This window comes from Burkholderia sp. THE68, from assembly GCF_009938265.1.
In the GTDB taxonomy this organism is placed as follows: Bacteria; Pseudomonadota; Gammaproteobacteria; order Burkholderiales; family Burkholderiaceae; genus Caballeronia.
On record NZ_AP022316.1, the window covers coordinates 362,418 to 374,775 of the forward strand.

Below are 12,358 nucleotides of genomic sequence, written 5' to 3' on the forward strand. Positions count from 1 at the left end.
CACGGACGTAATGCCATGTTCAACAAAATACTTATAGCGAATCGCGGCGAGATCGCGTGCCGCGTCGCGGCGACGGCGAAGCGCCTGAATGTCGGCAGCGTCGCCGTGTATTCCGATGCCGATGCGAAAGCCAAGCACGTCGATGTCTGCGACGAGGCGGTGCATGTCGGCGGCTCGGCTGCATCGGAGAGTTATCTGCGCATCGAGCGCATCGTCGACGCGGCGAAGAAGACCGGCGCGCAGGCGATTCATCCGGGTTACGGATTTCTGTCGGAGAACGAAGCATTTGCGAATGCGTGCGAGAAGGCAGGCCTGGTTTTCATCGGCCCGCCGGTCGAGGCGATCAGCGCGATGGGCTCCAAGGCGGCCGCAAAAGCGTTGATGCAGTCCGCGTCCGTGCCGCTCGTGCCGGGTTATCACGGCGACGATCAGGACCCTGCGCTGCTGCATCGCGAGGCGGACCGCATCGGCTATCCGGTGCTGCTGAAAGCGAGCGCGGGCGGCGGCGGCAAGGGCATGCGCGTCGTCGAGAAAAGCGAGGATTTCGCGGCGGCGCTCGCGTCGTGCAAGCGCGAGGCGGCGTCGAGTTTCGGCAACGATCGCGTGCTCATCGAGAAGTATCTGCTGCGCCCGCGTCACGTCGAAGTGCAGGTATTCGCCGACAAACACGGCAACGCGGTCTATCTGTTCGATCGCGACTGCTCGGTGCAGCGTCGCCATCAGAAGGTGCTCGAAGAAGCGCCCGCGCCCGGTCTTCACGATGAAACCCGCCGCGCGATGGGTGAAGCGGCGGTGGCCGCCGCGCGCGCGGTGAATTACGTCGGCGCGGGCACGGTCGAATTCATCATGACGCAGGACGGCCAGTTCTACTTCATGGAGATGAACACGCGCCTGCAGGTCGAGCATCCGGTGACGGAGATGGTCACGGGACTCGATCTCGTCGAATGGCAATTGCGCGTGGCGGCGGGCGAACCGTTGCCGCTGAAGCAGGACGAGCTGAAGGTCAACGGCCACGCGATCGAAGCGCGCATCTATGCGGAGAATCCGTCGCGCGGCTTCCTGCCATCGACGGGCACGCTCAAGCACGTACGCATGCCGGAGGCGGTGGAGTTTTCGATCGACGGCGATGTGCGCGTCGACAGCGGCGTGCGTCAGGGCGACGCGATCACGCCGTTCTACGATCCGATGATCGCGAAGCTGATCGTGCACGGCAACGATCGCCGCGATGCGCTGGCGCGCATGGCGCGGGCGCTGGCGGAATGCGAGATCGTGGGGCTGTCCACCAACGTGGAGTTCCTGCAACGGATCGTGAAGAGCGAGCCGTTCAGCGCGGGCGATCTCGACACCGGCCTGATCGAGCGTCATCACGACGCGCTGTTTGCGCCGACCCACGTGTCGCGCAACAAGGGGCTTGCGCTTGCGTGCGCGGCGTTGCTCACGCGCGAGGGCGGGGAAGCGCATGGCCATTCGCCGTGGGATGCTTTGTCGCACTGGCGCATGGCGGGCGGCTATAGCCAGGATTTGAACTGGCGTGCGCTCGATACGGACGAAACGCTGAAGGTCGTGTTCACGAAGAACGGCGAAAAGCGTCTCACGCTGAACGACAAGAGCGCGCGCTTCGACTGGTCGCACAGCGGTGCGACGTCATTCACGGTCCAGCTCGACGATGCGCTGATCAAAGGCCATGTCTTCACCGATGGCGACGTCTTCCACGTCTTCCACGAAGGCGCGGCGTTCCAGTTCGAGTGGCAGAACCTTATGGCCCACGCGGGCGATGCCGAGCACGAAGGCCGTCTCACCGCGCCGATGCCCGGCAAGGTGATCGCGGTGCTCGTGGAGACGGGCGCGTCGGTGGAGAAGGGCGCGCCGCTGATGGTGATGGAAGCGATGAAGATGGAGCACACGATCGTGGCGCCTTCTTCGGGCAAGATCGGCGAGATTCTGTTCGAAGTCGGCGATCAGGTCGCCGACGGCTCGCAGTTGCTCGTGCTGGAAGTTGAACAGGCGGCTAACGCTTGATCTTCGCGGGCCCGCCGAGCAGCGTTTCTTCGCTCTCGGCGCGCACCAGAATCTCCACGCGCCGGTTCGATGCGCGCCCCGCGCGCGTGTCGTTGCCGGCGATTGGCCGCAGGTAAGCCATGCCTTTGGTCGTGATGCGCTCGGCGGGCACGCCGCGCGCGATCAGCGCCTGCGCGACCGCCTCGGCGCGCGCCGACGACAATGCGCGGTTATAGGCGAGCGAGCCTTCGTTGTCGGTGTGGCCTTCGATCAGGATGGGCCGCATGCTGCGCTTCAACACCTGCGCCGCGCGATCGAGCAGCGGCGAATGACCCGCGCGGATAGTCGACGCATCGGTATCGAAAAGCGGCGACTCGGGCAGCCGCATCTCCACGCCACCCTTGACCGGCAGCATCGTGATGCCGTAGTGCGCGTTCAGTTGATCTTCCTTCGCGCGGTTGAGTCCCGTCGAACACCCCGCGAGCAGCGCGAGCGACAGACACGCCACGCTCGTCGCCCGTAAGCCTGTGGCCTTCATTGCCAAATCCCTGCGTTGATACCGATGCTCGATTATAGGGAGCGCGAAACGTATCGTTGTAAAGAACGTTGCCTGACTGGGCGGATCGAGTGGAATGGTTCGTGCGTGATTACAATGCAGACGAACTCTTCGATCACAAGGAACTCATGCCGATTCAACCGCCCGACCATACGTCACCGGACCCCGCCGAGCGCACGCGCAGGATGCAGCGCACGGCATCCGCGGCGCTCTATGCGGTGCTCGTGCTGGTCGCGCTCTACACGGCGCGCACGTTCATCCCGGCTGTCGTATGGGCGAGCGTGATCGCGATCGCGCTATGGCCCGCGTTTGGCTGGCTCGAACGGCGGCCGCTATTCAGACGGCATCACAATGTGCTCGCGGTCGTGCTGACGGCGGCGATCGGCCTGCTCTTCGTGGTGCCGTTCTTCATCGTCGCGGCGCAGACGGTGACCGAAGCGCACGACATGCTCCACTGGTTCCACGAAAGCCTGCGCACCGGGATTCCGATGCCCGCGTTCATCGAGCATCTGCCGATGGGCTCGCAACAGGTCGCGCGCTGGTGGCAGGAGAATCTCGCGACGCCGCTCGAAGCGTCGCCCGCGGTGAAGAACCTGCACAGCTCGACGGTCGTCGCGATGACGCGTCACTTCGGCGGGCGCGTGGTACATGGCGTCGTCATCTTCGGCTTCATGCTGATGACGCTCTTCTTCGTGTTCCTGGCGGGTTCCCGGCTCGGCGAACAACTGCTCGCGGGCTCGCGGCGCGCGTTCGGCGCAGACGGCGCGGCGATCGTGCGGCGCATGGCGGAATCGGTGCGCAGCACGGTGGTAGGGCTCGTCGTGGTCGGGCTGGGCGAGGGCGCGCTGCTCGGCATCGCCTATGCGGTGACAGGCGTGCCGCACGCCACCCTGCTTGGCATGCTGACTGCCGTCGCGGCGATGCTGCCGTTCTGCGCGCCGATCGTGTTTCTCGGTTCGGCGCTGTGGCTGCTCGCACAGGGCTCGATGATCGCGGCCGTGTGCGTCGCCGTGTTCGGGATGATCGTGGTGTTCGTCGCCGAGCACTTCGTGCGGCCGGTGCTGATCGGCGGCTCGGCGCGGCTGCCGTTTCTGCTCGTGCTGTTCGGGATTCTCGGTGGCGCGGAGACGTTCGGGCTGATCGGGCTGTTCATCGGCCCGGCGCTGATGACGATTCTCGTCGTGCTGTGGACCGATTATGTCGTCGAACGGCGTTAGCGCGATTCAGCCGCGTTCCTGCACGCATACCCACGGCGACGTGACGACCGCCCACAATTCCGGATCGCGCGCGGCGAGATCGGCGGCGGTTTCGGCCTGCATGCGCTCGACGAGTCCCGCCGAGAGCCACTGCGCGACCTGTTGCGTGTCATCGTTGGCGACGGCTTCCGCGACGCTCACGAGATCGAGGTCGCGCTTCACCCAGATGAGCTTGCCTTGCGCGAAAAAGCGCTCCAGTTCGGACCAGCCGATCTGGGCCGTTTCACCGAGGAGCTTGACGTAGAGGGGGCTTGGCGTGAAAGCGTCGGACATGAGAAAAGCGGAATAAATGACGAAAGGCGTCCGACACTATAGCGCAGTGCCGGACGCCTTTCGTTTCAAACGACTGCAGCGAGAAGCTTTACAGGTCGAAGAACACCGTCTCGTTCGGTCCGCGCAGATGGATGTCGAAGCGATAGATCGTGCCCGACGAACCCGGCTTGGCCGATGCACCCGCCTCGCGCTTCGCGATCAGCGTATGACGGCGCTCGGCCGGCACGCTTTGCAGCACGGCGTCCTTCGCGTTGGCTTCCGTTTCGTCCTCGAAGTAGATGCGCGTGTAGCTGTGCAGCAGCATGCCGCGCATCAGCACGATGACGTCGAGGTGCGGCGCGGAGTCGTCGGCGGTTGCGCCCGGCTTCACCGTATCGACGATGAAGCGAAGTTTCGGGTCCGTGCCGGTGCCCACGCGGGCGAAGCCGCGAAAGCCCGATTCGCGCGCTTCCTGCACGCTTTGCACGTAGCGGCCGTTCGCATCGGCCTGGGCGACTTCGATCAGCGCGTCGTTGACGGGCTTGCCTTCGGCGTCAAACACGTTGCCGACGACGGCGATATGCTCGCCCGGCACTTCACGATCCGCCGCCGATGCGGTGAACAGGCTCTTCAGATCGAAGTTGTATTGCTCGGGAACCAGGCCGTAAGCGAAGTACGGTCCGACGGTTTGCGAAGGGGTCTGTTTCAGCGTGGTCATGTTCTGTTACTCCGTCGGCGTTTGATCCGGGCCGCGCAGCACGATGTCGAATTCGTAGCCGAGCGCGTAGTTTTCCTGCGTCGTGTCGATCGAGAAGGCCGAAACCAGGCGCTTTCGCGCGTGCTCGGGAATGCCCTGATAGATCGGATCGAGATCGAGCAGCGGATCGCCCGGGAAGTACATCTGCGTGACGAGGCGCGAGCCGAAATATTCGCCGAAGAGCGAGAAGTGGATGTGCTGCGGACGCCACGCGTTCGGGTGATTGCCCCACGGGTACGCACCCGGCTTGATCGTCATGAAGCGATAGCGGCCTTCGTCGTCGGTCAGGCAGCGGCCCGCGCCGAGGAAGTTCGGGTCGAGCGGCGCGTCGTGCTGATCCGCCTTGTGGACGTAGCGGCCCGCGGCGTTCGCCTGCCACACTTCCACCAGCGTGTTGCGCACCGGGCGGCCGCCTTCGTCGAGCACCCGGCCCGTCACGATGATGCGCTCGCCGAGCGGCTCGCCGTTCTTCGCGGCATTGCGGGTGAGGTCGGCGTCGAGCACGCCCAGATCGTCAGCACCGTAGACCGGCACGCGGCGGTTGCGCAGATTTTCCTTCAGCGGAATGAGCGGCAAGCCCGGGCTGCGCAGAATCGACGACTTGTAGCCCGGCGACAGATACGCGGGATGGGATTCCCAGTCGCGCGGCGTGAGGATGGGGGAGGTCATGTCGACTGTCTCCTGTAATTCTGGAAGTTGAATAGGATGTTTCTGACGGCTACTTTATATAACGCCGCAAGTTATGGAAAATGATGTTTTGTGCCATCTTGCATAACGGAACGTCATGGATAACGACTTCACCAACACCCGCGTCAAGTTCCGGCATCTGCAGTGTTTTCTGGCCGTCACCCAGCTCGGCAGCGTGCAGCGCGCAGCCGATAGCCTGTCGATCACGCAGCCTGCGGTGTCGAAAACAATCGGCGAACTCGAATCCATTCTAGGCGTGCGTTTGTTCGAGCGAGGGCGGCGCGGCGCGGTGCCCACGCGCGAGGGGCGGCTTTTTGCGCCGCATGCGAGCGCGTGCGTCGCGTCCTTGCGCGAAGGCGTGGACATGCTGCTGCGCGAGCGCGGCGACATGCCGGGTTCCGTGGCGATCGGCATTTTGCCGACGGTCGCGCCGGTGCTGCTTTCGCCCGCGCTGACATCGTTCCGGCAGCAATGGCCGGCGGTGTCGCTGTCGGTGTGGACGGATTCGAACGCGCTGCTGCTGGAGAAGCTCAAGGCCGGCGATGTCGATCTCGTGGTCGGGCGGCTGTCGGAACCGGATGCGATGCACGGGCTGTCGTTCGAGCAGATCTATCGCGAGCCGCTCGCCGTGGTCGTGCGCCGTGAGCACCCGCTCACGCTGGAGACGCCGCTCACGCCGGCGCTGCTCGCCCGCTTCGTGATCGTAGTGCCGCCGTTCGGCACGCTGATCCGTCAATCGGCTGAAAGCGTGCTGACGGCGTTCGGCGCGCATGCGCTGACGGCGCTCGTCGAAACCTTGTCGGTGTCGCTCGGGCGCTCGCTCGCGATGAACAACGACGCCGTGTGGTTCGTGCCCGCCGGCGCGGTCGAGCAGGACATCGCGCTCGGGCTGCTCGCCGCGCTGCCGATGCCGTTCGCCGGCACCGATGAGCCCATCGGCCTGATCCGCCGCAACGACGCGGCGCGCACGCCGGTGGAGGAAACGCTCGTCGATGCCTTGCGCGAAGCCGGGCGTTCCCGCGCCGGGAGCAAATGACCGGTGCGCGCGAGCGGCGCGCAAGTTGCTGAAGCAGCATTTACCGCGCAGATTTGGCGCGAAAGAAATACTATGACGAAATGCGGCGTTGCCCGAAAGTGTTGCAACAAACGCGCGCTGCGGCAGTCACATACGACGTTGTTCGCCGCCCTCGGCGCAGACTTCCCGCAGCACGCACCGCACTCACCGACCATGTTCGCAAGATGAAGACCGTATTGCTCGTCGACGACGACCCCGCCACCATCGAAGCCTGGACCCTCTGCATGCAGGGCGAGGATTGCAATGTCCTGTGCGCCTTCGACGGCAACGGCGCGTTATCGATACTCGGCGAACAGCGGGTGGACATCGTCGTGTCCGACTGGATGATGCCCGGGCTGGGCGGCGCGCTGCTGTGCCAGACGATGAAGAACGACACGGCGCTCGCGCACATCCCTTTCCTGATGATTTCGGGGCACCCGAATCCGCCGGCTTTCGTCAGCTACGACGGCTATTTGCGCAAGCCCGTCGATATGGAGACGCTGATTTCGGCGGTGAACCGGTTGTGCGCCGCGAAGAAGCGGCCGCTGTATTAAGCGGCGCTTACCGCAACTCCGCCAGCGCCTCATCCATCTGCGCCTGCGCGAGCCGGTTCAGTTCCTGCGGAATGACGCAATCGAGCGGCAGACACGGCGTGACGATCACGCGGATATGCCCGCCGCGATCCGGCCAGCCCTTCGCGGGCCAGACCTTGCCTGCATCGTGCACGACCGGCACCACTGGTACCTTGGTCGCGCACGCGAGGCGCACGCCGCCCGACGCGAGCTTGAGCGGCGCATCGTGCGCGACGCGCGTGCCTTCCGGAAAGATCACCACCGAGTCGCCTTTCTTGAGCCGGATCGCGGACTCGCGGGTCACGGCGGTGTGCGCCTGACGGATCGAGCCGCGATCGAGGCTCACCATGTCGAGGCCGCGCAGCACCCAGCCGAAAAACGGAATATTCATGAGCTCGTGCTTGAACACGAAGCTGATGCGGCGCGGAAAGAGCGCCATGAACGCGAGCGTCTCCCACGTCGATTCGTGCCGCGACAGGATGATGCACGGCCCGTTGGGCAGATGCTCCAGCCCTTCGATCGAGCACGTCACGCCGGTGATCACCCGCATCATCGTGACCATCGCGCGGCACCAGAGCTTCGCGAGCGCGTAGCGCCCGTCGCGGCCGACGAACGGAAAGAGCGGCAGGATCAGGATCGACCAGACGGTGCCGCTGCCGAGCAGATAGGTTGCAAAGAGCCACTTGACGAGGGTGCGACGCATCGTGATTCGCTGGATGACAGAAGGGTGACGACAGGCGGGAATCCGCAAGCATAGCGTATCGGGCAAAACGCGCTGGAATGGCGCGGCGCGGCGCGCCTCGTGCGGCGGCGTCGAAGCGATGCAACAATGGACCCCGACGAAACACATTCAGCAAGGATCAAGCGCATGGACAACCAGCCGCCGGTGCAATTCGACGAAGGCATGCTCGACGTGGGCGACGGTCATTCGATCTACTGGCGCGCGCAGGGGCCGCGCGACGCGCCTGTCATGCTCGTCGTGCACGGCGGCCCCGGCGGCGCGATGAACGTGAAGTGGGCCGAGGTGCTGGAACAAGGCAAGTGGCGCGTCGTGTTCTTCGATCAGCGCGGCTGCGGCAAGTCGACACCGTTCGGCAAGCTCGAGCACAACGGCATCGCCGCGCTCGTCGGCGACATGGAGAAGCTGCGCGTGGCGCTGGACATCGGGCAATGGGCGATTTTCGGCGGTTCGTGGGGCACGACGCTCGGTCTCGCGTACGGCGTCGCGCATCCGGAGCGTTGCACGGGCTTTTTGCTGCGCGGCGTCTTTCTCGCGCGGCGTGAGGACATCGACTGGTTCCTGTGGGACGTGCGCCGCGTGTTTCCCGAGGCGCATCGCGCGTTTCTCGATGCGATCGAAGCGGCCTGCGGCAAGCGCCCGGCGAACGCGCAGGAGATTCTGCACCTGACCGAGGCGCCGCTCGCGCGCTTCGATGAAGCGGGCACGCGGCTCGCGCGGGCCTGGACGCAATACGAGACGACGCTATCCGTCGTCAACAAGCTGCCGAAGGAACCTGCCGAAGAGGAGAAGCGCCCGAGCGCGGAATCCAACGCGGCCGCCATCTCGATGGCGCTGCTCGAACGCCACTACATGGCCAACGAGTTGCCGCCGCCGCCGCTCTTGCCGCTCGTCGCGCGCATCGCGCACCTGCCTTGCCGGATCGTGCACGGACGCTTCGACATGGTGTGTCCCGCCGATCAGGCGCTTGAACTCGCGGCGCGCTGGCCCGGCGCGCAACTGACTGTCGCGGATGCGTCGGGGCACTGGACTTTCGAGCCGGGCAATCTCGCCGCGTTGCGCTCGGGCGCGGCGGCGCTCGGCGAGGCGATCGCGCAGGCGAGCGCCGCCGCCTGACGCTCAGAAGATCGCGGGCGCCGCTTCGATCAGCCTGCGCCAGTCGAGATCCGCGCCGATCACGACGGGCTTGCCGGCGCGCTGCGTCGCGATCGTGAGCGTCACGCACAGCGACGTGCCCGTCACCGAAAGATACGGCGCGCTCGTGATCACCTGCTGCGGCTTGGCGTGTGCATCGACGAAATACGGGCGGTTGTCCCAGCGCCCGGTCGACGGATCGGCGATCGGCGCGAAACGCGCGCTCGGCGCTTTCGCCGCGGCGCCCGCGAGGCCGGGCATGAACTCGCGGCCGCCCTCGTCGAGAAAAAAGCAACTGAGCGTGCACTGCAACGCGAGCAATTCGGCGCAGGCGGATCCGGTCGTCGCGCCCGAGGCGAAGCGCCGCGCCGCGTGCGTGAGCCCCGCGCGATACGGCAGCAGCAGCAGGTCGCCCGCGAGCCGCTCGGTGCGGCGCATCCGCGCGAGCGCGTCGAACACGCTTTCGAACAGCGGGGTGGCGACGCCGCGCTCCGCGAGCCGCGCCGACGGCATGCCGAACAGATAGCCCTGCACGAAGTCGACATTCGAGCGCGCGGCCAGCATCAGGTCTTCGCTGGTTTCGATGCCTTCCGCGACCACGAACATGCCCGACTCGTGCAGCAGGTCGACGAGCTTCGGCATCAGCGCGTCGCGCATGTGCGCGCCGCTGGCGCGCACGAGACTGCGATCGAGCTTGACGATGTCGGGCTTCAGCGTGAGCAGCCGGTCGATGTTGGAGTGCCCCGCGCCGAAATCGTCCACCGCGACGAGAAAGCCCTGCGCGCGAAACGCATGCGTCGCGCGCGAAATTTCGTCGACGTCCGTGCCGCCGGATTCGAGCACTTCAATCACGAGCCGCTCGGGCGCGAGGCCCGCTTCGCGCGTCGCCGAGGCGAGCCGCGCGGCATAGCCGGGATCGGTGAAGGTGGCGGGATTGATGTTGAGGAAGAGCCAGTGCGCCTCGGGCAGCGCGGCTGCGGCATTGCGCAGATGCGTGAGATGGCTCATGCGGTCGAGCTCGGTCAGCGTGCCCGCGACGATCGCCCGCCCGAACAGATCGAACGGGTCGACGAGCGCGCCGCTGCCCGCGTCGCCGCGCAACAGCGCCTCGTAGCCCACTTCGCGCTGATGCGGCAGGCTGTAGATCGGTTGCAGATGCGTGCGCAGCGTGATGCCGTCGACGATCTCCGTGCGTCCGGTCAGCACGTTCAGGCGACAGTGGCCGGCGCCGGCCGTGCGGCACCCGGAGACGGCGTACGGAACGCGAGCGCCGGCGGACGAACGCACGAAGGAGTACACAGGTCGATGAACGGCACGGCGATCACGCGTTTCGGTGGGGATGAGCGCAATATCGGCCGGTCGTACACAAACTTGAGCGCCGGATGCGTGCGTGCGGCAGCGTCGCCGAAGCCGCCCGCGGTTTGCCGCCAGCGCCCGCGCGACCTATCTTTGTTGGTGCGATGCTACGATCCGCCTGCAACTTAAGCCGGGCCTCGCTCGTCGAAAGTCGCAACGAACAACTTGAGAGAGATCAATGGCGCAACAGAAAACCAATCCCAAACTCGAGCAGGCCCTGACGCGCGGCGACCTTGCGATCCGCCAGGCCAACTCGGGCCGCGCCACGGCGGTGCTGCGCGCGCTCGGCAAGATGATCGTCGAGGCATCGGCGACCATCGGCGTCGAGGCGCACGTCGTCATTCACGATGGCGACAAGATCTACGATCCCGCCGACGGCGTCTGGCCGCAGCAATTGCTCGTCTCGCTGGACGGCCCGGTGGAAGACAACGATCCGGACGAAATCCGCACGATCACCTTGCTCGCCGATACACCGGCGACGATTTTCCGCTGCGAATGGCAGCGCGCCGACGGCAATATCGGGCGGCAGGAAGGTCGGCCCCTGGCGATGGTCGCGTTCATTACCGACGTCGACATCCCGTGGCTCGACGAAGACGACTGATTTTCTAATCCGCTTTAGCGGAATTCATACAGTCGACACGATTATGTCGTGATAGGGCGGGCGTTCCTTTCGGAGGAACGCCCGCTTTTTGTTGGTCTCTCCGGCTCGCCAAAAATCCCAAACCCCGCGTGTTGCCCGTTTCGCAGATTGTGCGAAACAAAAGTGTAAGCAAACGTTACCGCGCCCCTTTTTTCTCGTGTTTTCCAGCGTTTACGCGATGCTCCGCGACAGTTCTGCGAACGCTATTCTCCTAATTGCCTCTCCCGTCAACTGGTGGTTGCTCGCCCTCGTTTCTTCTCTCCCTGCTCAGGCTCGCATATTCGTGTACGGCATATGCATATATGGTTTGCGGCGGTTATCCGGCGGTTGGTTCGTCGATTAGAAGCTTTCTTCCATTTTTTTAGCCTGAAAGTTGCTCGGAAACAGTGGCAAGCGCGCACCCCGTGTTTTGACTTCGTGAGAGGCTCATTTCGCCCGCGTAAAGGAACCAACCAAATAAACGTTCTTAACGCGCGGCACTTTTCCAATCGCCAAGAAAAAATGGGGTTTACAAAATGGAACGTCTGAACCTTGCCAACAGCACCGCCGCTAACCAAACCGAATCGGCGGTTCGCCCAACGCTCACGGTCGTACCCGCACTTCAGAAATCGGAGCGGATGCCGTTTACTATCCGTATCGTCCGCGACGACGCGGGGCTGCAGAAAGCCGTGAGCATCAGACGTTCGGCTTATGGGCGCCATCTGCCCGAATTCGCCGAAACGATGAAAATCGAAACTTCCGATCGCGATCGCGGCACGGCCGTGTTGCTGGCGGAATCGAAGCTCGACGGCGCGCCGCTCGGCACCATGCGTATTCAGACCAATGCGTATGGCCCGCTCGCGGTGGAGCAGTCAGTGCGTCTGCCCGATCAACTGGGCACGAGCCGCCTCGCGGAAGCGACGCGCCTCGGGGTTGCGGGCGGCATGGTCGGACGGGTGGTGAAAGTGGCGCTGTGCAAGGCGCTCTGGATGTTCTGCGAACTGCACGGGATCGACTATATGGTGATCACGGCGCGTACGCCGCTGGATCGGGAGTATGAGGCGATGCTCTTCAAGGATGTGTTCGGCGTGAACGAGTTCCTGCCGATGTCGCACGTTGGCGGCCTGCCGCATCGCGTGCTGGCGAAGGATGTCGCGGCGGCGCGCCAGCGCTGGGAAGAAGCACGTCACCCGCTCTTCAATTACATGGTCAACACGCACCATCCCGATATCGATTTGCATTCTGTAGATTTATCTTTTGACTGGGAACCGGTACGATGCCCGGAGGCTCCTTTGATGGCCTACGGAAGGTAAAAAAGCACGAACGTATCCAGGAAGGTAATAGCGATAAACCGGATCGCCGAGCGGTCCGGTTGGCC

General features: G+C 64.6%; 13 protein-coding genes. 7 read left to right on the plus strand and 6 right to left on the minus strand.

The genetic code is table 11. From position 1 onward, the window contains the following. Window positions 1–15: 15 nt before the first annotated feature. On the plus strand, window positions 16–2,019 hold the full coding sequence (locus tag BTHE68_RS15165) for an acetyl-CoA carboxylase biotin carboxylase subunit (RefSeq protein WP_162067163.1): 2,004 nt from the start codon (window positions 16–18) through the stop codon (window positions 2,017–2,019). Here BTHE68_RS15165 and BTHE68_RS15170 read toward each other — a convergent pair. Further along, entirely contained in the window at window positions 2,009–2,536 is a 528-nt protein-coding gene (locus BTHE68_RS15170; protein WP_162067164.1) for an OmpA family protein, read from the minus strand. The genes BTHE68_RS15165 and BTHE68_RS15170 overlap by 11 nt on opposite strands. A gap of 146 nt (window positions 2,537–2,682) precedes the next feature. Between BTHE68_RS15170 and BTHE68_RS15175 the strand changes: the two genes are divergently transcribed. Beyond that, the gene (locus BTHE68_RS15175) at window positions 2,683–3,771 is read left to right on the plus strand and encodes an AI-2E family transporter (protein ID WP_162068211.1); all 1,089 of its coding nucleotides are present in this window, start codon (window positions 2,683–2,685) and stop codon (window positions 3,769–3,771) included. A 6-nt stretch (window positions 3,772–3,777) separates the two neighbouring features. On the opposite strand, the gene BTHE68_RS15180 is transcribed toward BTHE68_RS15175, so the two are convergent. The 3 genes from BTHE68_RS15180 to pcaH form a co-directional block, all read right to left on the minus strand. Further along, on the minus strand, window positions 3,778–4,083 hold the full coding sequence (locus tag BTHE68_RS15180; RefSeq protein ID WP_162067165.1) for a DUF2288 domain-containing protein: 306 nt from the start codon (window positions 4,081–4,083) through the stop codon (window positions 3,778–3,780). 88 nt (window positions 4,084–4,171) lie between these two features. Beyond that, entirely contained in the window at window positions 4,172–4,780 is a 609-nt protein-coding gene (gene pcaG / locus BTHE68_RS15185) for a protocatechuate 3,4-dioxygenase subunit alpha (protein WP_162067166.1), read from the minus strand. Between the two features lie 6 nt (window positions 4,781–4,786). Beyond that, window positions 4,787–5,488: a protocatechuate 3,4-dioxygenase subunit beta gene (gene pcaH, locus BTHE68_RS15190; RefSeq protein ID WP_061174540.1), complete on the minus strand. Its 702-nt coding sequence runs from the start codon at window positions 5,486–5,488 to the stop codon at window positions 4,787–4,789. 115 nt (window positions 5,489–5,603) lie between these two features. On the opposite strand from pcaH, the gene pcaQ reads away from it, so the two are divergent. Both pcaQ and BTHE68_RS15200 read left to right on the plus strand, forming a co-directional pair. Then, window positions 5,604–6,542: a pca operon transcription factor PcaQ gene (gene pcaQ / locus BTHE68_RS15195; RefSeq protein ID WP_162067167.1), complete on the plus strand. Its 939-nt coding sequence runs from the start codon at window positions 5,604–5,606 to the stop codon at window positions 6,540–6,542. 203 nt (window positions 6,543–6,745) lie between these two features. After that, window positions 6,746–7,114: a response regulator gene (locus tag BTHE68_RS15200; protein WP_061174538.1), complete on the plus strand. Its 369-nt coding sequence runs from the start codon at window positions 6,746–6,748 to the stop codon at window positions 7,112–7,114. Window positions 7,115–7,121: 7 nt separating this feature from the next. Here BTHE68_RS15200 and BTHE68_RS15205 read toward each other — a convergent pair whose 3' ends face one another. Beyond that, window positions 7,122–7,835: a lysophospholipid acyltransferase family protein gene (locus BTHE68_RS15205; protein ID WP_162067168.1), complete on the minus strand. Its 714-nt coding sequence runs from the start codon at window positions 7,833–7,835 to the stop codon at window positions 7,122–7,124. Window positions 7,836–8,000: 165 nt separating this feature from the next. Here BTHE68_RS15205 and BTHE68_RS15210 point away from each other — a divergent pair, with 165 nt between their 5' ends. Then, on the plus strand, window positions 8,001–8,987 hold the full coding sequence (locus tag BTHE68_RS15210) for an alpha/beta fold hydrolase (protein ID WP_162067169.1): 987 nt from the start codon (window positions 8,001–8,003) through the stop codon (window positions 8,985–8,987). Window positions 8,988–8,990: 3 nt separating this feature from the next. On the opposite strand, the gene BTHE68_RS15215 is transcribed toward BTHE68_RS15210, so the two are convergent. After that, on the minus strand, window positions 8,991–10,211 hold the full coding sequence (locus tag BTHE68_RS15215; RefSeq protein WP_232078000.1) for an EAL domain-containing protein: 1,221 nt from the start codon (window positions 10,209–10,211) through the stop codon (window positions 8,991–8,993). Between the two features lie 328 nt (window positions 10,212–10,539). Between BTHE68_RS15215 and BTHE68_RS15220 the strand changes: the two genes are divergently transcribed. Both BTHE68_RS15220 and BTHE68_RS15225 read left to right on the plus strand, forming a co-directional pair. Continuing rightward, window positions 10,540–10,962, plus strand: coding sequence for a hypothetical protein (locus tag BTHE68_RS15220; protein ID WP_035501438.1), 423 nt, complete (start codon window positions 10,540–10,542; stop codon window positions 10,960–10,962). A 707-nt stretch (window positions 10,963–11,669) separates the two neighbouring features. Next, window positions 11,670–12,293 (plus strand): hypothetical protein, encoded by a 624-nt coding sequence (locus tag BTHE68_RS15225; protein WP_225936314.1) that lies wholly within the window; start codon window positions 11,670–11,672, stop codon window positions 12,291–12,293. Window positions 12,294–12,358: the final 65 nt, after the last annotated feature.

What these genes read in the sequence shown, in the direction of transcription:
- BTHE68_RS15200 (WP_061174538.1), top strand. Translation starts at nt 6,746, where the DNA reads ATGAAGACCGTATTGCTCGTCGACGACGACCCCGCCACCATCGAAGCC.
- BTHE68_RS15165 (WP_162067163.1), top strand. Translation starts at nt 16, where the DNA reads ATGTTCAACAAAATACTTATAGCGAATCGCGGCGAGATCGCGTGCCGC.
- BTHE68_RS15180 (WP_162067165.1), bottom strand. Translation starts at nt 4,083, where the DNA reads ATGTCCGACGCTTTCACGCCAAGCCCCCTCTACGTCAAGCTCCTCGGT.
- pcaQ (WP_162067167.1), top strand. Translation starts at nt 5,604, where the DNA reads ATGGATAACGACTTCACCAACACCCGCGTCAAGTTCCGGCATCTGCAG.
- BTHE68_RS15205 (WP_162067168.1), bottom strand. Translation starts at nt 7,835, where the DNA reads ATGCGTCGCACCCTCGTCAAGTGGCTCTTTGCAACCTATCTGCTCGGC.
- pcaG (WP_162067166.1), bottom strand. Translation starts at nt 4,780, where the DNA reads ATGACCACGCTGAAACAGACCCCTTCGCAAACCGTCGGACCGTACTTC.
- BTHE68_RS15210 (WP_162067169.1), top strand. Translation starts at nt 8,001, where the DNA reads ATGGACAACCAGCCGCCGGTGCAATTCGACGAAGGCATGCTCGACGTG.
- BTHE68_RS15220 (WP_035501438.1), top strand. Translation starts at nt 10,540, where the DNA reads ATGGCGCAACAGAAAACCAATCCCAAACTCGAGCAGGCCCTGACGCGC.
- BTHE68_RS15170 (WP_162067164.1), bottom strand. Translation starts at nt 2,536, where the DNA reads ATGAAGGCCACAGGCTTACGGGCGACGAGCGTGGCGTGTCTGTCGCTC.
- BTHE68_RS15175 (WP_162068211.1), top strand. Translation starts at nt 2,683, where the DNA reads ATGCCGATTCAACCGCCCGACCATACGTCACCGGACCCCGCCGAGCGC.
- pcaH (WP_061174540.1), bottom strand. Translation starts at nt 5,488, where the DNA reads ATGACCTCCCCCATCCTCACGCCGCGCGACTGGGAATCCCATCCCGCG.